At 57.9% G+C, this 21220-nt stretch carries 14 protein-coding genes; 2 read left to right on the forward strand and 12 right to left on the reverse strand.

The window, feature by feature from the left end; translation table 11 throughout:
• Positions 1 to 229: 229 nt before the first annotated feature.
• Positions 230 to 847, forward strand: a complete 618-nt coding sequence (locus I2E69_RS10330) for an RNA polymerase sigma factor (protein WP_195461134.1) — start codon at positions 230 to 232, stop codon at positions 845 to 847.
• 56 nt (positions 848 to 903) lie between these two features.
• On the opposite strand, the gene I2E69_RS10335 is transcribed toward I2E69_RS10330, so the two are convergent.
• From I2E69_RS10335 to I2E69_RS10365, 7 genes are all read right to left on the reverse strand, one after another.
• Entirely contained in the window at positions 904 to 2529 is a 1626-nt protein-coding gene (locus I2E69_RS10335) for a PKD-like family lipoprotein (RefSeq protein ID WP_195461135.1), read from the reverse strand.
• Positions 2530 to 2548: 19 nt separating this feature from the next.
• A complete protein-coding gene (locus tag I2E69_RS10340) occupies positions 2549 to 3244 on the reverse strand; it encodes a DUF4843 domain-containing protein (RefSeq protein ID WP_195461136.1) in 696 nt (231 codons plus the stop codon).
• Between the two features lie 13 nt (positions 3245 to 3257).
• Entirely contained in the window at positions 3258 to 4697 is a 1440-nt protein-coding gene (locus I2E69_RS10345; RefSeq protein ID WP_229095456.1) for a RagB/SusD family nutrient uptake outer membrane protein, read from the reverse strand.
• A gap of 13 nt (positions 4698 to 4710) precedes the next feature.
• The gene (locus I2E69_RS10350; protein WP_195461137.1) at positions 4711 to 8091 is read right to left on the reverse strand and encodes a SusC/RagA family TonB-linked outer membrane protein; all 3381 of its coding nucleotides are present in this window, start codon (positions 8089 to 8091) and stop codon (positions 4711 to 4713) included.
• A 77-nt stretch (positions 8092 to 8168) separates the two neighbouring features.
• Positions 8169 to 10805 carry a zinc-dependent metalloprotease gene (locus I2E69_RS10355; RefSeq protein WP_195461138.1) on the reverse strand — a complete coding sequence of 879 codons (2637 nt, stop codon included), beginning with the start codon at positions 10803 to 10805 and terminating at the stop codon, positions 8169 to 8171.
• Positions 10806 to 10832: 27 nt separating this feature from the next.
• On the reverse strand, positions 10833 to 13520 hold the full coding sequence (locus I2E69_RS10360) for a zinc-dependent metalloprotease (protein WP_195461139.1): 2688 nt from the start codon (positions 13518 to 13520) through the stop codon (positions 10833 to 10835).
• A 21-nt stretch (positions 13521 to 13541) separates the two neighbouring features.
• The gene (locus I2E69_RS10365; RefSeq protein ID WP_195461140.1) at positions 13542 to 14723 is read right to left on the reverse strand and encodes a FecR family protein; all 1182 of its coding nucleotides are present in this window, start codon (positions 14721 to 14723) and stop codon (positions 13542 to 13544) included.
• Between the two features lie 198 nt (positions 14724 to 14921).
• Here I2E69_RS10365 and I2E69_RS10370 point away from each other — a divergent pair, with 198 nt between their 5' ends.
• Entirely contained in the window at positions 14922 to 15626 is a 705-nt protein-coding gene (locus tag I2E69_RS10370) for a FadR/GntR family transcriptional regulator (protein WP_195461141.1), read from the forward strand.
• A 75-nt stretch (positions 15627 to 15701) separates the two neighbouring features.
• Here the strand turns inward: I2E69_RS10370 and I2E69_RS10375 are convergent, their stop codons facing one another.
• The 5 genes from I2E69_RS10375 to I2E69_RS10395 form a co-directional block, all read right to left on the reverse strand.
• Complete coding sequence (locus tag I2E69_RS10375) at positions 15702 to 16055, reverse strand: MarR family winged helix-turn-helix transcriptional regulator (protein ID WP_195461142.1); 354 nt, start codon at positions 16053 to 16055, stop codon at positions 15702 to 15704.
• Entirely contained in the window at positions 16048 to 16242 is a 195-nt protein-coding gene (locus tag I2E69_RS10380; RefSeq protein ID WP_195461143.1) for a 4Fe-4S binding protein, read from the reverse strand. Before I2E69_RS10380 ends, I2E69_RS10375 begins: the two co-directional genes overlap by 8 nt.
• Positions 16242 to 16691, reverse strand: coding sequence for a thioredoxin (gene trxA, locus I2E69_RS10385; RefSeq protein WP_195461144.1), 450 nt, complete (start codon positions 16689 to 16691; stop codon positions 16242 to 16244). Before trxA ends, I2E69_RS10380 begins: the two co-directional genes overlap by 1 nt.
• A 144-nt stretch (positions 16692 to 16835) precedes the next feature.
• Positions 16836 to 18179 carry a TolC family protein gene (locus tag I2E69_RS10390; RefSeq protein WP_195461145.1) on the reverse strand — a complete coding sequence of 448 codons (1344 nt, stop codon included), beginning with the start codon at positions 18177 to 18179 and terminating at the stop codon, positions 16836 to 16838.
• Entirely contained in the window at positions 18176 to 21217 is a 3042-nt protein-coding gene (locus tag I2E69_RS10395) for an efflux RND transporter permease subunit (RefSeq protein WP_195461146.1), read from the reverse strand. Before I2E69_RS10395 ends, I2E69_RS10390 begins: the two co-directional genes overlap by 4 nt.
• Positions 21218 to 21220: the final 3 nt, after the last annotated feature.

The raw sequence follows: 21220 nt of genomic DNA on the forward strand, positions 1-21220 counted from the left end.
ATTTATTATGCCATCGGGCGGAATCCGGAATAAATGTCGTTTTTACCCCGTTTTTTAGTTGAAATATGTAAAAATACGGCCTGTTCGATCGGAACAGAAAAATGTCCGAATTGCCTATATATTGGTGCAAAATACTTATATTTGCAACCGTACCCTTTGCTGCAAGGCCCGCTTTCGGGGCTGTAAAGCAGCGCTCGTCCCGGTTTCCGGGTGGCGGGGACATGTAGTTATGGAGGTGAAGAGGACCGAGACTGAAGATTTCGTAACCAGGATCAACGGGAAAGACCCCGCTGCCTGGGAGGAACTTTACGTCCGTTACTACAAGGCCCTCTGCTCCTACTCCGCATCGCTTATGGGCAGTCCCGCTACGGCCGAGGACCTCGTTCAGGAGCTGCTGCTCAAACTGTGGCAGTCGGACCGCATCTTCTCCGTACTGCCTGAACTCACGGCCTATCTTTACCGTTCGGTTTACCACAATTCACTGGCTTACCGCCGCGACTGTACCAACCGGGAGTCGCTGTTGCGCAACCTGCATGAGCGGAATCTGCAGGAGGGCTGTACCCCCCCCCACATCGATCCCGAAGCCGATATGGAACAACTCGCCGGCTTTGTCGGCGAAGAGGTGATACGCCGTCTTTACAGCGACATCCATGCCCTGCCTGCCGAGCAGCAGCGGATTATCCGCCTCTCGATCGCCGGTTTCAAGGGCGCGGAGATCGCCCGGCGCCTCGGCATCAGCATCAACACGGTTAAAACCCAGAAGTACCGCGGCTACCGTTCGCTTCGCCTGCGGCTCAGTAAATTCTTCTTCCTTTTTACGCTTTTTATCGCCCTGCTGCGGGTCTGAAATAGAAACAGCCGCTTCCTGAAAGAAGCGGCTGTCTTGTGTGTCGGGGTGCTCTGTTAATAGCTGGAGATACCTCCGTATTTGCATCCCATCCAACGGATTTTGCCTTCGACATCGAATGTGGAAACGACGCGTTCCTCTTCGAAGGTATCCAGGTTTGTCGTCGGGGTAAGTCCTGATCTTCGCGTCGTATAAATCATGACTGTTCCGTCGCCCAGCGCAAAAGCCATGTAACCGCTGGTTCGCGTGTAGGTTTCGTGGTCGATCGCGATGACTTCGCTGTCGAAAGTGTGGAATTCGACGGGAGCGTCCTTCGAAGTACGCGGCTTGCTCAATACCTTGCGGGGATTCGAGGCTGCCGTGTAATAAATATACCCTTGGGGTGCATACATGACATCACCGTAACCGTCGATCCGGATTACGCAGATTTTGCTGTCGGGACCGAAATCGGGCAGTTCGCGGTAAACTTCGGCATATACCTCGGAGATGTCGATACCTGCGGTCGATACCGTGAATTTGATGCTCACTTCGCGCGTGTAATACTTGCCGTCGGATTTCTTGCGGAACAGCATCATGATGCTCGATTGTCCGCCGTTGTATCCGAAATTGGCATTTTTGATGTGCCAGCCGTCGATCAACTCATAGTCGGTGATGCCGTCCATCTTGCTGCCTTCGGGAAATTCGGTCAACTGACCGGCTTTTTTGCCGGTTGAGCTCGAGGCTGTGTCGTAATCGAAATTGACCAGCAGGAATCGTCCGCCCTTGTCGGTTTCTTCGTAGATCAGGCCGTAGTTTCCGCCGTTATTTGTGGAATACCTCGCGCCGATGAATTTCTTGCCGTTGATCTGCTTGCCGTTGTACTGCATCGGCAGGTTCAGGAAACGCCCCGTGTAGTAGATGCGCGAACCCTTGCGCTGGAAGATGCGTCCGTCGTCGGCGAGCACGTAGCTGACAAAACCTCCGTGCATGAAATCCTTCAGCCGGAAATCGGCGGGAAGCTCCTCGTCCTTGAATTCCTGGGCCAAGGTCATCTCTTTCAGGAGCGACAGGCCGTTGAACGAGGCGCAGTTGTTGGGATCGTCGTCGAGGAACATGACGTTTCCGATGATGCTGGAGGTTTCACAGGACCAATACTCTTTCAGACGCGGATTGTCGCCCGTAAAGAGAAGCGGGATGCCTGCACCGTCTTTATGGTAAGTGAAGGTATAGGGATTCGTGAGCGGTTCGGTATAACTGATGACATCGTACCGCAATTCCCCTTCCGCTGTTTCGACCAACACGCTGTAACCTTTCTGATAGGGTTGTTCCAGCTCGATGGTAAAGGAGAAAATGGTCGAGTTTCCGGCCGAATTGCGCCGGATTTCGAAGTAGCAGGATACGCGTTCGGTCTCCATGTCGCACTCCCAGTCGAGGTCCTTGGTCGTCGTTATTACCTTGCCGTCGATGACCCATTTGTACGAAAGGTCGTTCATGTCCTTGTAAACCACGTTGGGCGTGATTCGCAGGTGCTCGGAGAGCTTGATTTTGTAGGCGCGGTTGGGAACGAACAACGCCAGGTCGTTCGTCGGGTTGTCGATTACGGGCAGGTCGAGCGTCTTGTAGTCGAGATTGCTGTCGTCGCTGTAACACCCGGTCGCCAGTGCCGCCACAACTGCCAGAAGCAGAATCTTGTATTTTTTCATAATCCGTTTCTTTTAATGATTAACCCTGGATCGCCACTGTCATCAGCGTACCGTCTTCTTCGGACACCTTTGGATTCTGCTCTTCGAGCCAGTATTTGAACAGGGTGGCGTAATAGCGCTTCTCGCTGTCGTCCAGTTCGCCATAGTCGCCTGTGAAGATGTTCTGGGAGAACAGTTCGAATTTTTTGTCGCTGTATTTGCCCAGGTAGAAATCTACTACGTCCTGGTTCCACCAAGACGGCTGTGCGATTTGCGCCGTGACGCGGAGTTCCGCCTCCAGCGCTCCGGTCTGCGTGGCGAGGAAGTTCGCATTGCTCTCGAGGCTGAATTTCAGGTTATAGATGCCCGTCTTCATCCGTTCCGTCCTGTGGATCGTGACGAAGATCGTATCGAGGAAGTCCTCTTTGTGGAAGGTCAGCTCCGGAAGTTCGTATTCTTCGCCTTTCCTGAGCGTTACTTCGTCTTCGCCGGGATAAACCTTCAGGGCGAAGGCGAGGTTCTCGGTCAGTTTGTGACCTGCGAATTTGATCGGCACGGCAATCTTTACGGTCTCCTTGGTTGTGGAGATGAACGAGAAGTAGAAAACCGGATTGTCTTTTTCCGGATACGACATGTAGATATGCCGCAGGTCGGTCGGAGAGAGAATCTCCGATTTGTTGCAGCCGATCGTGACGAGCGCGATGGCTGCTGCGAGTATTGCTATCGTTTTTTTCATCGTTTCGACTGTTTTAATTGTTGGGAATGGCGCTTTCGCTGTCGGGAACCGGCAGGGTGAGTTTGCCCGCATGGTTGAAGTTGCCTCCGGAGAAGGCGATCGGACGGTTGGTGCGTTTGAAAAAGAAGATAAGCTGTCCTTCGCCGATGAACTCCTTCCGGTATTCGTAGGTCAATGCCTCCCAGAATGCCTCTTCCGTCTCCGTTCCCGTCAGGGCGGGCGACGAGTAGCCGCGGGCCTTGCGTACGACCATCAGGTTGGCCGCTGCGCTTGGCATGTCGGTTTTGTACTGGCACTCGGCTGCGACGTAGTAAGCCTCGCTGATCCGGATGTTCGGAATAATCATGTCTTTCTTATCGCTCACCTTGACCGTGTATTTCTGCATGAAATTGGTCGAAGTGTTGATGAACGCCGATCGCCTGTCGCCGGAGGGGGTGGTGAAGAAGGATTTGCTGTCGATGGTGAGCCGTTTCGAGTTCGTGTTATTCACATAAGGCTCGTAAGTCTCCATCAGCTTTTCGTTGTAGAAGCCGAACAGCAGGTCGTCGAACATCTTGGGTGTATTCGTGATCGAAGACGAAGTTGCGAATTGCAGGGTCTTGGCCGTCACCAGGTCGATAATCTCCTGTGCATAGGTGAGCGCATCTTCGGTCTGCTGGGCCCAGAGGCAGGCGCGGGACAGCAGCACCGTTACGGCGTAGTAATTGAGGCGCGTACCGCGGTTGCTGTAAAACTTACCCTGCGAAGGCATGTTCGTGGCGAAAAAGCGGTAGGCCGTCGAGGTGGTCTGTGAAGGGCCGATTTCCACGTCGTAGGTCTTGAGCAGGTCGTGAGCCAGCTTGAGGTCGGCGATGACCTTGCCCATAAACTCCCGGTTGGAAATTGGCGGATTCACCGTCGAGGGATAGGTTTCGACATAGGCAATGTAGCGGCCGTCGGGATCGACCTCCATCGACGTGCCGAACAGGCGCATCAGGTCGAAGTGCATCATGGCGCGTATGGCATATGCTTCGCCGAGGATCGTGTTACGGTCGATTTCACCCAACGTGAAGAAATTCTCGTCGGCCTTTTTGACGTGGGCGATCAGGTCGTTGGCCTGCGCGATGATCTTGTAACCGGCGCTCCATGTGGCCGAGGCGATTGCAGCAGCCTCCTTGGCGTCGTATTCGAGGTTGTACATCTGCGGATAACCCTTGTAGTCGCTGGCCGGGTCGATCGCATAATAGCGGGCCCATACGTCGGTCATGCCCCACGAGAGTTCCTTGCCGTACATCGTGATGTCCGACATCTGGTAATAAAGGCCGTTGATGGCTTTGTAATAACCCGCGGTATTCTTGTAGAGATCTTCTTCGGTGATTTCGTACTGGGGCTCTATCTTCAGCCAGTCTTCGCATGCGGTGGTCATCGTTGCGGCGAGGAGCAGCACCAGAAGGTATGTCTTTTTCGTTTTCATGATTCGCGCGTTTTTAGAAGGATGCATTGACGGAGAGGGTGAACGAACGTGCGTAGGGCGACGAGAGGCCGCGCTCGACCTGGATCGAGCTGACGGTGAACAGGTCGCGGCAGTTGAACTGCAGTTTGAGGCGGTAGAGTCCCAGCTTGCTGATCAGGTCGCGCTTGAACTCGTAACCTACCGAGAGGCTCGACATGTTGAGGTAGCTGTAATTCTGGACCAGGCGTGAGGTGGGACGCGTTACGGAGTTGTAATCCTTGATGTTGCGGAAGCGGGCTACGTCGCCGGGTTTGATCCAGCGGTCACTCAGCACGCGGCGGTCGCAGTTGCTGTTGAGGATGTCGGCCATTTCGATCGTCTGGCGCAGCGTCTGGTTGTAACGCTGTCCGCCCCACTCGTAGAGGAAATAGGTGTCGAGCGTGAGCCCTTTCCAATAGGCGCTCAGACCGAACGAACCGCTCATCGTAGGCTCGGTGTCGCCTACGAGGACATTCTCTGCGGGGTCCCACTTGAAAGTGGTCGATCCGTCGCGGCGCAGGAACAGTTCCTGCCCCGTCGCGGGGTCGATACCCAGCGAGCGCATGGCGTAGATGCCTGTCTGCGAGCCGCCTTCGTAGTAGCGCAGCAAGGGGGTGGCCTGTACGTCGTTGCCGCCGTTATTGCTGTTGTAGTGTTCGTTTACACGGTCGTTGTAGGCTTTCAGCGAGTTGGAAATTTTCTTGAGCTTGCTCTTGTTCGACGCTCCGGTGAACATCAGGTTGATGATCGTGTTCTTGGTGTTGACGATGCGGCTGCGGAGCTGGATTTCGTGTCCGCGGTTCTCTACCTGGCCCACGTTCTCCTTGTAGGTGGTGAAACCCGACGAGGTGGGGATGGTCATGTCGGCCACGGAGTCGTGCGTATCCTTGACGTAATAGTTGTACTTGGCGTAGAACAGGCCGTTAAGGATTGTCATTTCAAAACCGAAGTCGGTCTGGAGCGTGCGCTCCCATTTCAGGTTGGGATTGCCCAGGTAGCGGATTTCCACGCCGTCGCCGGTGGGGTAGTGCCACTCGGTGATCATCACGTATTTGTTCTGTGCGGCGTAGGAGGGGAACGATACCTTACCCGTCATACCGTACGATCCGCGCAGCTTGAACTGCGTCAGCCACGGGGTCTTCTGTTTGAAGAACTTCAGGTTGTGGAGGTTGACGCCCGCACCCGTCGAGAAGAAGGGGGCGAAACGCTTGTTCGCACCGAACTGCGAACTACCGTCGATACGTCCCGAGAGGTCGGCGAAGACCACGTCGTTGTACGAGTAGTTGAGCACCGAGAGGGCGCTGAACAGGCGGTTCTTACTTTCGAGGTAGCTCTCCGTGTCGAGGTCCTTGGCATAGCCCGGGCCCGAGAATCCGCCTTCGGGGAAGCCGCTGTAAGTGAATCCCTTGTAATCGGTCTTCTCCTCGCGGATGTTCAAGCCGACGACGAAGTTGATGTTGTGCTTGCCGATCTGGTCGTTATAGTAGCCGTTTACGTTGATGTCGTAGTTCGACTGTTTCTGCGTCGAAGTTACGAGTTGTCCCTTTTTTTCCGTGTCTTTGAACCTGCTTGCCGCGGGATCGGTAAATTTGTCCGCATCGCTGACGATGTAGCCCAGTGCGATGTTGGCCTTGAAGTTGATCTTCTTGTTGAGGTAGTAGCGCACGTCGAACTGGTCGTAGAACTCGTGGCGTTTGCCTTTGTCGAAACTGCCCAGCATGGCGTCGTACATCGGGTTGCGATACGCCGATCCGCTGTGCCAGGTGGTCATGTTCATGCCGATCTTGCCGTTCTCGTCCAGGTAGGTGTCGTAAGGGTTCATGCGCACGTATTCCGAGAAGGAGCCGTAAGGCGACTCGTTCGAGTTGACCAGCGTGGTGGTCATCTGGTTGCGGAAGGTCAGGCCCTTATACTGGTATTGCAGGTTAAGCGCCGCCTCCATCTTTTTGCGGTTCAGCCCCTTCATGACGCCTTCCTGGTTGTCGTACATCAGGTCGATGCCGTAGCGGAATGCGTCGGCGCCGCCCGAAATGCCGATCGAGTGTTTGTGGCTGAACGACGTGCGCAGCGGCAGGGCGAGCCAGTCGGTCTCGATGCCGCGCTCGATGTTTTGCAGTTTGCCGTTGTACTCCTTGAGCTTGGTGGCGATCAGGGTCGGGTCGTCCGTGTCGTAATAGCCCGCCAGCAGCTCGGCTTCGAGCTTCTCGCGGGCGTTCATCAGGTTGTAGCTCGACAGATCGGGGGCGCTGATCGCGAAGTTGCCGCTGTAACTCACGTTCAGGCGGCCGTTGGTGAAACTCTTGGTCGTGATGACGATCACGCCGTTTGCGGCGCGCGAACCGTACATGGCCGTAGCCGCAGCGTCCTTGAGGATCGTGTAGGTCTCGATGCGCTCGATGTCCAGGTCATAAATCTTCTCCATCGAAACTTCGTATCCGTCGAGCATGAAGATCGGACGGTTGGGGTCGTTCTTCAGGGCGTGCTCCGACGTGAGGCTCTCGTCGAGCACCGGCGTGCCGATGCCCGAACGTCCGCGAACGTACATTTCGGGCAGGGCGTTGGGGTTCGAGCCCATGTCGAGGTTCTCGGTGACGCGGAACGAAGGCTCGAAAATCTGGATGGCGCTGAGCGGGTTGCCCGAGGGGGCCACTGTTTTGAGCTGTTCGCCCGTGATGGTCGTCGACGAACCCGAGAACGATTTCTGGGCGATGTTCAGGATACCCGTGACCACGACGTTGGAGATTTCGCTCACCTGCGGGTCCATGTGGATATTGATCCGGTCGAGCTCCTTGATCGATTGCTTGCCGTTCTGGAAAGCGGTCAGTTCCTGGGGTTTCATGCCGAGGAACGAGAACGAGAGGACCATGTTGTCCGTGCGGCGCGAGCGGAGCACGAATTTGCCGTCGGGTCCCGTCACGGCGCCGCGTCCGGCCTCTTTCAGCACGACGCTGACACCGGCCAGCGGCAGTCCGTTTTCGTCGTAAACCACGCCGGAGAACTGTACGGCTTCTTCCGTGCCCTTACGGATCTCTTCGGCGGGACGGATGACGATCATGTTGCCACGAATCTGATAGCTGAGGTTGCTGTTGCGCAGGCACAGCTTCACCACGTCGATCACCGTGGTATGGGCCATCTGGATCGAGACGCGGGGCAGCGATTCGATTTGCCCGTTGTTGTAGACGAAATCGTACTGCGAGTGGTTGTCCAGCCAGGTGAAGACCTGCTGCACGGTGGCATTGCGGAAATCGACTGCAATTGTCGGCTGCGCTTGTTGCGCGCGGGCGATACCCAGTCCCGTCATACAAATCGTCAGCAGCACGGCCAGCCGCCGTACCAGTCTGCCGGGAAAACGCCCGTCGGGTAAAAATTTCTTCATACGCTGTCAGGTTATTTGAAACAAAGTATTTAAAAATACCCGCCTTCGGACTTCGAAGGCGGGTATTCTTCAAAGTCCTAGTCTATGAGCCGGTTGATCGACTCGTAAATAAAGCGGTAATGCTCGCGGGTGCGGCGGTCGGAGGTGTTGATGTAGGGTTTCACGACGTTACGCAGCTCCTTGAGGATGCCGAAATAGAGCTGGCGCGTCGACTGCGTGTTCAGCACGGGCCAGTATTTCAGCGCACCGTACTGGGCGCTTACTTCGTCGCGGCCGAAATTCACATCGTTCACCGGGTAGAGCAGCGGCAATTCGTCGGCAGCCTTCATGCAAGCCTCGGGATCGCTGAAGTCGAAGATGCTCGGGTCGTCGGCGATCTGTGCGGCCAGTGCCGACGATGCCCCGCCGCGGTTCTTGAATTTGGCGTTCCGGTCGATGACGTGCGACGAAGCCATCATCGTCTTGGCGAAGTTTGTCTGGTAGTAGAAATCCTCGTCAGCGAGTTTCTGGCCCTTGCGGGTCTTCTCGAAGAGCTTGTCGAACATGTAGCGGATGTAGCGCTTGTGGTCGAAATGGTCCTTGCCCTGTCCGTCGTAGACAAACAGGCGGGTCGCCGTAGCGGTCATCAGCAACTGTACGTAGTCCTTGTGCTCCTCGATACGCTCGCGCTGGATGCCCATCAGGCTTACCAGTTCGGGACGGCATACCCAATCGGGCATGTAGCGGTGGGCGTAGAGAATGTCGAGGGCCTCTTTCTGGTCCTCGTAGGAGGTGAACTCGTAATTGGGCACGGGGTCGTTGGCCTTGCGCTCGTAGGTCTTCACGCCGTAGGCCGTGATGGCGACCTGCGTCAGTAACTGCTTGTAACGGCGGTAGAGGTAGTTGTAAAGGCCCTGGCGGTAGAGGTACTCCGGATCGTCCTTGTCGGAAATCCATTTGTCGAAGTTTTCCATGCAGTACTTCAGGTTGCCGAGCGCATACTTGAAGTTCTTGATGTCGTCGTCGCCCACGTCGTTGGCTCCGCAGTCGGGGCAGTCCTTGGCGTTCTCATACCGGTAGATGGGATTGCCGACCGTTGCGTCGACCCATTTCTCGACCACCTTCAGCTCCTCTTCGGAAGTCTTGGCTCCGGGGATGGGTTTGTAGAGGCACTTTACGACATGGTAATCGTATTCGCCCACGCCCGTCGGGGTGATGCGGTAGCCCTTCTTGACGGCGTCGATCGGTGCGATGAAGTTGTACTTGGCGATGTCGAGCATCGAAGGCGTCGTGCCGTACTTCTGCGTGAAGGCCGGGTTGTTGCGCAGCGAATCCGACGGGAAAGCCGCCGACGAGGTGAGGTTGTACGACATGCCGAAGCAGTCGACGCCCGTCAGCCACGTGAAGTGGTTCTTGATGTGCTCGAAGAGCGTGCTGTCGGGCATGTAACGCTGGCGCACCGAGGGGTCGGCGTGTGCCGTGAAGACGAAGATCTCGAACGGCATTTCCCAGACCATGTTGTGGCAGACCATGACCGTCGTGCGGAGAATTTCGCCGCTGCGGGGGTCGACATAGGTGCGTACGCGGGAATCACCGGCCAGCGAAGGCACGTAATTGATGCAGTTGTAGCGGAAATTCTGGGGGCTGAACTGCGGGTCTTCCTGCGGTGTGGGGAACGGCTTGACGCGGATGGCGTCCTTGAATCCGATGGCTTCGAAGCACTTGTTCCATTCGAGGATGCCTTTCGTGATCGCTCCGCTCATCTGTGCGGTGAAGGTGGTGTCGATGTAGAAGACGATCGGCTCTTTCGGCTCCACGGTTTCGCCGCGGTCGTATGTCGCCTGGTCCGACGGCTCCATGCGCCAGCGCGTGGCGAAGTAGACGGGGTCCATCAGTTTGTAGCCCGAATGGTAGTTGTATTTGCCCAGCACGTTCAGCGGCAGGCGGAAATCGGCTAGGCGCGGACGCATCGGGGTCTCGGGCAGCAGGGTCAGCGAACGCACCAGTTTGGCGGTGGTCACCTTGTTGTAGGTCTTGCCGATCTTGCTGTCGTAGGTGATGTAGCTGGTGATGTTGGCGTTGTCGTCGAAGGCGGCCACGTCGACCAGCATCGAGCGGTCTTTCTTCTGGTTGAAGGAGATGCCGCGCAGTACGAGTTTGGTCTCCGAGCGGGGGTCGATGGCCGTCAGAAGGCTCTCGTCGCCGATGAACAGGTCGGTCATGTCGAACACGACGGCCGTCGAATCGGCGTTGAAGGCTTTGATCTTGTACGAGCCGAGGATCGCCGGCATGTTGCTCTGCTCGAGCGCACGGCGGATTCCCTCGCTGTTGTCTCCCACCACCGACTGGCTGCGGTCGCGGCGCAGTACGACCGAGCGGTTGATCGTGTCGAACTTGACCTGCAGCGGACGCAGGGGCGACAGGCCGACGTAGCTGTCGGTATGGTCGGTGATCTCGGCCACCGACGACATGAGCATCATGTCGCGCCCGAGCGTCTTCAGGGGCAGTTCGACGAGCAGTTGGTCGTCGACCAGGTGCAGGGTCATCATGCCTCCCTTGGAGGTTTTTACTTTTTTATCTTTGAAAAGCTTGTCGTAATCGCTTTGCTTCTTCGCGGGTGCGGCGGGAGCCGTCGTCTGGGCCTTTTTCTTGGATTTCTTACCTTTGGCGACGGTTGCCGTCGTGGCGCCCGACAGGAGCAGCAGCGAAAGCAGACAGATCAGTTGTCGTTTCATAATTTCGGATCGCTGTTTTGAGTTAAACTACTGTAAAGCACCTTCGATGCGGTGGAGCAACAGTTCGTAGTGGTTGCGCGTGTCCTGATCGCCCGTGTAACGCTTCTGGCGCAGTAGGTCGCGGACCTGGATCAGGCGTGCGTAGTACATGGCGTCGCGCGGAGTGAGCGACTCGGTCAGCGAACGGAAGTAGCCGAAGCCGCTGATCTCCTCGGGGGCGTTGAACAACTGCGCTTCCATCTGGCGTTCCAGGCTGGTGAGCATGTCTTCGCCTTCCATCGCTTCGGCATAGAGTCCGCCGGTGTTGATGTTCCAGCCGTTCTCGTCGATCGAGGGGCTGAACCCGAAGCCGCGTTGGTCGTCGGCCAGCGATTTCGCCGAGCCGCTGCCCGACTGGGGCATCAGGCGCGTGATCATCAGCAGGAAGTCCACATAGGTGTTCTGGTTGCTGCGGTCGCGCGGCGTGGTGCTCCGGCCCTGGATGGTGTTCCGGAAGATGCCCTTCATGGCGTCGTCGGAGTGCTCCGACTGGGTGTATGCGTTGGGGGCGGGGTCGATCATGCGGCCGAAGCTGCCTTTGTCTGCGGTGATTAACGACACCAGCAGGCGCTGTACGCGTACCGAGAGGTTGCCCTGCAGGGGCAGTTCCTTGAGCAGTGCGGGATCGTCGATCCAGTCGAGGTCGTGGAGCTGGTCGACGAGGAACTTCTGGGCGCGGCGCTGGTAGTCGCCGTCGACGAACGAATAGGAGGGACGCGGGTCGCCGGCCTTGCGCTCGTTCATCATCATACCGCCCTTGATGTTGTAGACGTGGCTAACGAAGGTCAGGTACTGGTTGAGCAGCGACATGTAGATCGCCTGACGTGCCGTAAGGTCGTTGTCGTCCTCGCCGTACCATTCGTTCAGGTGCTTCATGATGAACTTGAGGTTCTTGATGCCGTACTCCGCACCGCGGACCAGGTCGTCGCCGAGGTCCTCCGACAGCGAAGTGGGGTCGAGCGTGTTGTAAACCTGCTGCTTGCCGTAGCGGTAGATCGGGTCGGCGGCATGTACGCGGATCAGGCTGTCGAGCCAGGGCTGCTCCTCTTCGGGAGTCTTGGCGTCGGGCAGGTAGGTGTAGAGCCACTTCACGGCATATTCGTCGAACACGCCCATGCGGGGAGGCATCATGCTGACGCCGCGCTCGTAGTCGCCGGGCTGTGCCACGTGGTTGAAACGGGCGTAGTCCATGATCGAGTAGGTCGTACCGTATTTCTGCGTGAACGAAGGCGAGCGGAGCGAGTCGATGGGAATGGCGGCCGACGAGCACATGTTGTGCATGTAGCCCAGGCAGTGGCCCACCTCGTGCGAGAGCACATAGCGCAGGGCGCTGCCCATGATCGAGTCGGGGATGTTCATCGTGCGGACGTTGGGATCGGCGCCTGCGGTCTGGAGGAAACGCCAGCGGTTGAGCAGCTTGACGATGTCGTGGTAAACCATTACCGAAGCGTTGATGATCTCACCTGTGCGGGGATCGTCCCACGAGGGACCCATGGCGTTCTGGATGGCGATCGGCGCGTAGCGGATGCACGAATATTTCAGGTTGTCGGGATCGAATTCGGGGTCTTCCTCCTTGGTGGGGTAGTCGCGCACCTGCACGACGTTCTTGAAGCCGATCTTCTCGAAGGCGTGGTTCCACTCCTCGATACCCTCCTTTGCGTAGGGTTTCCAGGCTTCGGGCAGGTTGTCGTCGAGGTAGAAAACGATGGGTTTCACCGGTTCCACCAGTTCGCCGCGCTTGTAAGCCTCCACGTCCTTGGGCTCCACGCGCCAGTGACGGGCATAATAAACGGGCAGCGTACCGCGGTTCATATTGGCCGAGAAGCGGGCCTTGCCCGTTACGAAGATGTTCATGCGCGGGTCGGCGATGCGCGGACGCATCGGCTCTTCGGGCAGCAGCAGCAGCGTGCGGGTCACCAGGGCGGTGAAGGCGCGCTTATCCTCGATCTTGCCCATGACGGGGCCGTTCGAATAGGTGACGGTCGTCGTGTAGCTCAGGTAGCTCTTCACGGTCACGTTGTCGTCGAAGGCTTTGATGTCGCCCAGGTGGCTGTTCGACTTCTGGAACGAGGTCGAGCGCGTGAAGGGTTTGTACCCGAAAGTGCTGTACGGGTCGAACGGCGACAGGTCGCTGTTGTCCTCCATGAAGAGGTTCGTGGCGTCGATCACTACGGCCGTCGAGTCGGCGTTGTAAGCCTCAATCTTGAAGGCGCGGTAGATGCCCGGGATCGACGAACGGCGTACGGCCTCTTTGATCCCCTGGTCCTGCTCGTCGCCGCTGTATATGTCGTTGACAAGGCACAACTGGACGCCCTTGCCCTGCTTGGTGAAGGTGACGTGCAGCGGGGTGTTCGACTTGTAGCCGATCACGCCGTGGTCGTTGGAACTGATCTCCGAAACGGTCGATCCCAGCAGCATTTCGCGTCCGAATACGGACATCGGCAGCTCGAAATAGAGTTTCTCGCCGTCGACTTTGTGCAGGGTGAGCAGGCCTTTGACAGTCTGGCACTTCTTGTCCTTGAACAGTTTTTCATAATCGGTCACCTTCTTTTTCGACGTGGTGTCCGCCTGCTCGGTCTTGTTTTTTTTCTTTCCCTTGCTTTTGGCGGGCTTGGCTGCCAGAAGGAGCGCCGGAATGAGCAGGGCGCACGCGAGGAATAGGCCTTTTCGTATCATACAGTTTGAGTTAAAGTGATTTTATGGTCGTTTGTTTACAATCAGGGTGTTTTCGTCGGGCATCACCAGTTCGAGGTCGGTGATGGTTTCGAGCAGTTCGATCACCTTCGCCAGCGAGTAGTCGCGCGGAATCTTGCCTGTCAGCGTGTACTCCGCAGGGTTGACGTTGACCTGCGTCTCGACGCGGTACCAACTGCGGATGTCGGTCAGCACCTCCTCCAGGTCGGCGCTGTAAAAGGCCAGTTTGTCCTGCGTCCAGGCCGCATAGGTTCCGGCGTCGACCTCGCGCACGGTGAGCGGGTCGGCCGCGCCGCGGGTCTGGGACTGCATGCCCGGTTCGAGGGTCACCGTGCCGCTCTGGTTGCCCACCTCGACACACCCTTCCAGCAGCGTCGTGCTTGCCAGGCTCTCTCCGGCGAAGTCGCGGACGTTGAATTTCGTACCGCGGACGGTCATCGTGGTCTTCCCGGCCTTCACGACGAACGGCCGTTCGGGGTTATGCGTCACGTCGAACAGGCCTTCGCCGTTCAGCTCCACATGGCGTTCGCCGCCCGTGAACTTCACCGGGTAGCGGAGCGTCGAACGGGCGTTGAGCCATACGCGGGTTCCGTCTTCGAGCGTGACGAGGCACTTGCTGCCCTCGGGGACCGACAGTTCGTTGTACTGCGGGGCCTCCTCGGCAACCTCCGGGGCCGCTTCGTATTTCACGCCTTCGGCGCCGTAGCTGATGCGCCCTACGCCCTCGATCTGCTGCTCGACCTGTTCGTCGAGTACCATTTTACGCCCGTCGGCGAGCGTCAGCGTCACTTTGTCGGGAGCGGGATAAATGGCATCGGCCAGTTGCAGCGTTCGGGTGCGCTGGTCGGGCACGCTCGTGCGGGTGGCGAGCAGCACGCCTGCGGCCAGTGCAACGGCGGCGGCTACGCCCGTGGCGGCGATGCTCCAGCGGCGCAGCGAGCCGGCAGGTTTTTGGATGCCGGCCGCCGTGCGGAAGCGTCCGAAGGCTTCCCGTCCGTTGTAACGGTCGTATTCTGCCATACGCCGGGCCAGGTAGCCGCTGTCCTGCAACTGTTCGCGGAGCGCTTCGAAATGCGGATCACGGGTCAGTTCATCGAATTCGGCGGCTTCGCTTTCATCGAGCGTGCCGCTGAGGTGTTTGATGAAAAGTCCGATCCAATGCTCCAGTAATTCTGAATTGTTCATCTTTCTGTTGAGACCCTGTTTGCTTCAGGTATACGCTATTGAATGCGCGGCATGCCGAAAAGTATGACAACTTTTTCAATTTTTTTCAAATTCCGGGCCTTCGGGGCGGTAAACGGCGTCCGGGGCGTGTATGAAAAAGACGGATTTATTTGGTTTAATTGGTTTTTTTACGATCTTTGTGCTGCAAATCCTTATTTTATGAATAACTCGCCGAACATCAAACAGGTGGAAACTGTCCTGAAATACATTAAGCATCAGCTCTATTCCGGGCAATTGCAGCCGGGAGAACGCCTCCCTGCCGAGCGGCGGCTGGCGGACATGCTGGGTGTGGGCCGGGCCCATGTGCGTGCGGCATTCCAGAAACTCGAATTTTACGGCATCGTCCAGACCTTTCCCCAGAGCGGCACGGTCGTCGCGCAGGAGAAGATGCAGGTGCTCGAACGCTTGATTACCGATGCGCTCCAGATCGAGCAGTACGACTTCGCGTCGCTGGTCTACGTGCGCGTGCTGCTCGAAGCCGAGGCCATCAAGCTCTGCGCCCGTAACCGTACGGACGAGGATCTGGAACTCATCGAGCAGGCATTGCTGGAGTGCGAGGCGAAATTTTATACCGACGAGCGCGTTTCGAAGGATTTCGCCTACCACCAGGCCTTGGCCCGCGGGGCCCACAACCCCGTGATTGCATCGATGCTGTTGGTCATTACGCCCGACGTGCTGCGCTACTACCAGCGTTACCGCGTCTGCACGGTCCCGCAGGAAGAGGTTTGCTTCGAGCACCGCGAACTGCTGCGCTGCGTCCGAGAGAAGGACGAAGAGGGGGCTGTGGCGATGCAGCGCCGCCACCTCAAGTCGCTCAGCGAGTTCGCAGCGGCCTTCAACGACGAGAACCATTTCCTCGAATAGCCGGTCTGCGCCCTGAAATGACAAACGGCCGTCCCTTTCGAGACAGCCGTTTGCTGTGTTTAGTTGCGTCACGTTCTACCCGTCGATCCAGTCGCGCAGGATTTGAGGCATTTCTACCTCCCGGCAGCAGACCGATACGAGTAGTTCGTGTCCTTTTTGGGTAAGTGAGTAGTACATCTGGCGCCGGTCCTTGCAGCAGAGTTCACGGACCACCAATCCTTTCAGTTCCACCGAGCGGAGCACCTTCGAGGTGTTCGAGGGCGTGAGGCCCAGCAGTTCGCCCAGCTCTCCCGGGCACATGCGTTCGGTTTTCGAGAGGCTGCACAGCGTCATGCCTTCGTTCAGGCAGATGCCGTAGCGTTTTTCAAACGCGGCTTCGAACTGGTGTACGGCGCGTTGCAGGTCGCGGATTCTGCAAAGGTCAATCATCTGTCTTCACTTTATATACCGCTTGCTTTCCGCAGTGTTTCATACACTTGCCGCATTCGATGCATTTTTCCGGGTCGATCTGCGGAAGGGCGTTTCCCGTCTGGGAGATTGCGCCCGCCGGACAGATTCCGATCATCGGACAGCGGTGGTTTTGCGGACAGAGCCCGGCGTCGACCGTCAGTGCCATTACTTACCCAACATTACTTTGTCGATAGCCTCCTTGAGCGAATCCTTGGGCATTGCGCCCTGGGCCATCTGGGGTTTGCCTTCGAGCGGGATGAACAGCAGCGTGGGGATCGAGCGGATGCCGAACGCTGCGGCCAGTTCCTGTTCCTCCTCGGTGTTGATCTTGTAGATGTAAATCTGGTCTCCGTATTCGGCGGCCAGTTCTTCGAGTACCGGGGCGAGGGCCTTGCAGGGACCGCACCACGAAGCGTAGAAGTCGATCAGTGCGGGCTTGTCACCCAGATATTTCCACTCCTGGGAGTTTTTTTCGTAATCGGCGACCTTCTTCAGAAAGTCGGCCTTGGTCATTGCAATCGTTTTCATATTTGTCGTTTTTTTGTTGTTTTCCTGTGCATGGCTCCCGGTTGCGAATGCCAGAAGCGCAAAGGCTGTAAAAAGCAGTTTTCTCATCGTCTTTTCAATTGTTCTCTATCAATAACGATGCAAAGATATGATTTATTTTCCAATAAAACAAATTTCCATAGGAAAATATTTTGGAAGACAATAAAAAAAGCGACTGCGAAATGCAGCCGCCCTTTATAAATAGAAGTGGGGTTATTCCAGATAGACCATGACGTTGCCGCTGATCTGCTGCAACGAGATTTCGCACAGCTTGGTGTTGTATTGTGCCGTGAGGATGCGCTCCTCGGCGTCCAGCAAGCTTTTCTGCGCCTCGCGCATCTCGATGCCCGGCAGGTCGCCCAGCAGGTAACGCTCCATGGCGATCTCGTAGTTCTCCTTGGCGGCGATTAGGTTTTCCTTTTCGAGCAGGATCACTTCGAGGTTGTTGCGGTAGGCTTGCCAGAAGTTCGCCAGGTCGGCACGCAGCGACTGTTCCAACTGCTGCTGCGTCAACTGCGCATTCTCGACGCCGATGCGGGCGTTGCGCTGCTCGCGGCGGCGGTTGCCGTCGAAAATCGTGAAGCCTACCTTCACCCCGGCGTTCAGCCCGAGCGTTCCGCGGGAGAGATTCGCTCCCGAGCCGTAGCGGTTGTAGGTATAGCCGTAGCCTGTCGTCAGGTTTACGTAGGGATAGTTGCGCGATTTAATGCTCTGCAGGTCCAGTTCGGCCAGCGAACTGTCATGTCCGGCCATCAGCAGCGAAGCGTTTGCCGAAAGGGTTTTGGCCAGCAGGTCGTTCCAGTCGAGCGTGGCGTTGACCCGGATCACCGAGTCAGGGATGACGAACTTTTCGGCGAGGTTCTCGTTGGCCAGCAGTTCGTTGATACGGATGCGCGAGGAGGTCACCAGTTCGTGCTGGGACATGTACTTCGAGCTGTCGGCGTTGAAATCGACGCGGGCCTGCAACAGGTCGAGGCGTGAGAAGCTGCCGACCTGGACGCGCGCTTCGGTGATGCGCAGCCGCTCGCGCGAAAGCGAGACCGCATAGCGGAAGTTCTCCAGGCGCAGCGTCTGCTGGATGTAGTTGTAATATTCGGCCGTGAGGTTGGCCATGAAGTCCTCGATAGTGATGCGCGTTTTCAGCGCGCCCATCTCCTGCATCTCCTTCAGACGCTTGAAGTTGGTGCGGATGCGGAATCCGTCGAACAGCGTCCAGTTTACCGCCAGTCCCACGTTGGCCGTCTGGTCGTAGACGCTGTTTTCGGTCGAGGCGTTCCCGTCGCGCGGGGTCGTGGTGCGGTCGTTGTCCAGTGCGCCCGTATATCCGGCCGAGAGGTCGACCGTCGGCAGCATTCCGGCATTGCCTGCCGTGGCGTTGTTGTCGCTGATGCGTTCGTCGTTGCGCACGATACGCACGTCGTAGTTCTGTTCCAGCCCGATTTCCAGGCATCTGCGCAGCGAGAGCGGAGTGGATGCCTCCCGGTTCGACGGCGCCTCCTGCGCTCCGGCCGCACTGCCGATTCCCAGCAGCAGGGCCGCTAAAAATGCTTTTTTCATGCGTCGTTTTTTTTCGATTGCTTGATTCGGTCCGTCGAGACGTAGCTGTAAATGGCCGGGACGATGTAAAGCGTCAGCAGCGTCGAGACCACCATGCCGCCCACGACGGCTATGCCCATGGCGATACGTCCGTTGGCGCCTTCTCCCGTGGCGACGGTCAGCGGCAGCAGGCCCAGGATGGTCGAGGCCGAGGTCATCAGGATCGGGCGCAGGCGCTGGAGCGAAGCCTCCTCGATGGCCCGCATCTTATCCAGTCCGGCCTCCTGTTTCTGGTTGGCGAACTCGACGATCAGGATGCCGTTCTTGGCCACCAGTCCGATCAGCATGATGATGCCGATCTGGCTGAAAATATTCATCGTCTGGTCTGTGCCCCACATGAACACCAGCGCTCCGGCGATGGCCAGCGGCACGGTGAGCATGATCACCAGCGGGTCTTTGAAACTCTCGAACTGTGCCGCGAGGATCAGGTAGATCAGCAGGATGGCCAGGATGAAGGCGAACATCAGGCTCGACGAACTTTCGCGGAACTCCTTCGAGTCGCCGGCAAGCGCCGTACGGAAGTCGTCGCCGAGGGTTTTGTCGGCGATGCGGTCCATTTCGTCGAGGCCCTGTCCGATGGTTTTGCCTTTGGCCAGTCCGGCCGATACGGTGGCCGAAATGAACCGGTTATAGTGGTAGAGCTGCGGCGGCGCGACGTTCTCGACCATCGAGATCAGGTTGTCCAACTGGATCATCTCGCCCTTGTCGCTGCGCACGTAGATCGAACGCAGGTCGGCGGGCTTGTTGCGCTGCTGGCGGTTGATTTCGGCCAGGATTTCGTACTGCTTGCCGTTCATGTAGAAGTAACCGAGGCGCTGGCCGCTGAGCCCGTACTGGAGCGTCTGGGCGATATTGCGCGTCGAAACGCCCATCAGGTTGGCCTTGTCGCGGTTGACCTCGATGCGTACCTCGGGCTTGCTGAACTTGAGGTCCACGTCGGCCATCTGGAACACGGGGCTTTCGTAGACCTGCCGCATGAACTCGGGCAGCACCTCCTGCAGTCGTTCGAGGCTGGTGGCCTGCAACACATACTGCACGGGCATGCGTCCGCGGCGGCCGCCGAAGGTGCTCTGCTGCTGGACGAAAGCGCGGGCCTTGGTCTTGGTGCGCACGGCGGCCGAGATCTGTTCGGCAATCTCCATCTGCGACCGCTCGCGGGTCGAGATGTCCGTCAGGGCGATGCGGATGTTTCCCGAGCCGCTCGACACGCGGGCCGTTACCGACTCGGCCTCCGGCACGAGCGAATCGACCAGCCGGTTGATATCTTCGGTGTAGTCGCGGATGTATTCGTAGGTGGCGCCCTCCGAGCCGCGCGTGTTGATCGAAATCTGCGAACGGTCCTCGAGCGGGGCCATCTCGGCCGGGATCGAACTCCACAGCCAGCCGATCAGGCCGACCATCAGGCCGACGAGCGGCAGGGCCAGCCAGCGGCGGCGCAGGAACGAGGCCAGCGTCCGGCTGTAAAAATTGTTGAGCCCGATGAAGAAGGGCTCGGTTTTGCTGTAAAACCAGTTTTTCTTCTCCTGCCGCACGAGCAGTTTGGTGGCGAGCATCGGGGTGATCGTAAGCGCCGCGAAGGTCGAAATGACGACCGCGCCCGAAATCACCATGCTGAATTCGCGGAACAGGCGTCCGGTCATACCCTCCATGAAGACGATCGGGAAGAAGACGGCGATCAGCGTGATCGAGGTCGAAATGACCGCGAAGAAGATCTCCTTGGCCCCCTCGATGCCGGCGTCACGGGGCGTCATGCCCCGTTCGATGCGGATGTAGATGTTTTCGGTCATCACGATCGCGTCGTCGACGACCAGTCCCACCGAGAGCACCACGGCCAGCATCGACAGCACGTTGATCGAGAAGCCTGCGATGTACATGATGAAGAAGGTTCCGATCAGCGACACCGGGATCACGATACAGGGGATCAGCGTCACGCGCCAGTTGCGCAGGAAGAGGAAGATGATGATGATCACCAGGATGAAGGCTTCGTAAACGGTATCCTTCACCTCGTTGATCGATGCGCGGATGAAGCGCGTGTTGTCGAATCCGTAGGAAGTCACCACGTCGTCCGGAAGGTCCTTCTTCATGGTCTTCATGCGCGAATAAACCGCGTCGGCGATCTCGATGTGGTTGGCGCCCGGCTGGGGGATCACGACGACGCCCACCATCGGAATGCCGTTCATCTTCATGTAGCTGCGCGTGTCCTGCGGGCCCAGTTCGGCGCGTCCCACGTCGCTCATGCGGATGATGCGGTCGGCATCCTCGCGCACCACCAGGTCGTTGAACTCCTGCGTGGTGTGCATCAGGCCCATCGTGCGGATCGTCAGTTCGGTGGTGTTGCCTTCGATGCTGCCCGAGGGCAGTTCGACGTTCTCGCGGTCGAGGGCGTTTTTGATGTCGGTAGGGGTGATGCCGTAGCCGGCCATCTTCGCAGGGTCGAGCCACAGGCGCATCGAGTAGCGTTTTTCACCCCAGATTTGCACGCCGCTCACGTCGCTGATGGTCTGCAACTGCTCCTTGACCGTCAGGTCGGCGATTTCGCTCAGTTCGAGCAGCGAGCGTTTGTCGCTCTGGATCGTGACCATCAGGATGGGCGAAGCGTCGGCGTCGGCCTTCGTTACGGTCGGGGGATCGCAGTCGCGGGGAAGGAACCGTTGGGCGCGCGAGACTTTGTCGCGCACGTCGTTGGCGGCGGTTTCGAGGTCTACCGAGAGTTCGAACTCGACGGTGATGCGGCTCTGGCCCTGGCTGCTGACGCTCGACAGCGAGCGGATGCCCGGGATGCCGTTGATGTTCTGTTCGAGGGGTTCGGTGATCTGGTTCTCGATTACGTCGGCATTGGCGCCCGGGTAGGAGCACGTTACCGAGATGATCGGGTTGTCGACGCTCGGGAACTCGCGTACGCCGAGATAACTGTATCCGATGAAGCCGAATAGCAGGATGATGATCGTCAGCACCGACGCCAGGACGGGCCTCCGTATGCTCAGTTCGGAAATGTTCATGCG

It is taken from the genome of Alistipes sp. D31t1_170403_E11, from assembly GCF_015553985.1.
GTDB lineage: Bacteria > Bacteroidota > Bacteroidia > Bacteroidales > Rikenellaceae > Alistipes > Alistipes montrealensis.

Coding starts and splice junctions, on each gene's coding strand:
- I2E69_RS10330 (WP_195461134.1), top strand. CDS start 230: ATGGAGGTGAAGAGGACCGAGACTGAAGATTTCGTAACCAGGATCAAC.
- I2E69_RS10335 (WP_195461135.1), bottom strand. CDS start 2,529: ATGAAAAAATACAAGATTCTGCTTCTGGCAGTTGTGGCGGCACTGGCG.
- I2E69_RS10340 (WP_195461136.1), bottom strand. CDS start 3,244: ATGAAAAAAACGATAGCAATACTCGCAGCAGCCATCGCGCTCGTCACG.
- I2E69_RS10345 (WP_229095456.1), bottom strand. CDS start 4,697: ATGAAAACGAAAAAGACATACCTTCTGGTGCTGCTCCTCGCCGCAACG.
- I2E69_RS10350 (WP_195461137.1), bottom strand. CDS start 8,091: ATGAAGAAATTTTTACCCGACGGGCGTTTTCCCGGCAGACTGGTACGG.
- I2E69_RS10355 (WP_195461138.1), bottom strand. CDS start 10,805: ATGAAACGACAACTGATCTGTCTGCTTTCGCTGCTGCTCCTGTCGGGC.
- I2E69_RS10360 (WP_195461139.1), bottom strand. CDS start 13,520: ATGATACGAAAAGGCCTATTCCTCGCGTGCGCCCTGCTCATTCCGGCG.
- I2E69_RS10365 (WP_195461140.1), bottom strand. CDS start 14,723: ATGAACAATTCAGAATTACTGGAGCATTGGATCGGACTTTTCATCAAA.
- I2E69_RS10370 (WP_195461141.1), top strand. CDS start 14,922: ATGAATAACTCGCCGAACATCAAACAGGTGGAAACTGTCCTGAAATAC.
- I2E69_RS10375 (WP_195461142.1), bottom strand. CDS start 16,055: ATGATTGACCTTTGCAGAATCCGCGACCTGCAACGCGCCGTACACCAG.
- I2E69_RS10380 (WP_195461143.1), bottom strand. CDS start 16,242: ATGGCACTGACGGTCGACGCCGGGCTCTGTCCGCAAAACCACCGCTGT.
- trxA (WP_195461144.1), bottom strand. CDS start 16,691: ATGAGAAAACTGCTTTTTACAGCCTTTGCGCTTCTGGCATTCGCAACC.
- I2E69_RS10390 (WP_195461145.1), bottom strand. CDS start 18,179: ATGAAAAAAGCATTTTTAGCGGCCCTGCTGCTGGGAATCGGCAGTGCG.
- I2E69_RS10395 (WP_195461146.1), bottom strand. CDS start 21,217: ATGAACATTTCCGAACTGAGCATACGGAGGCCCGTCCTGGCGTCGGTG.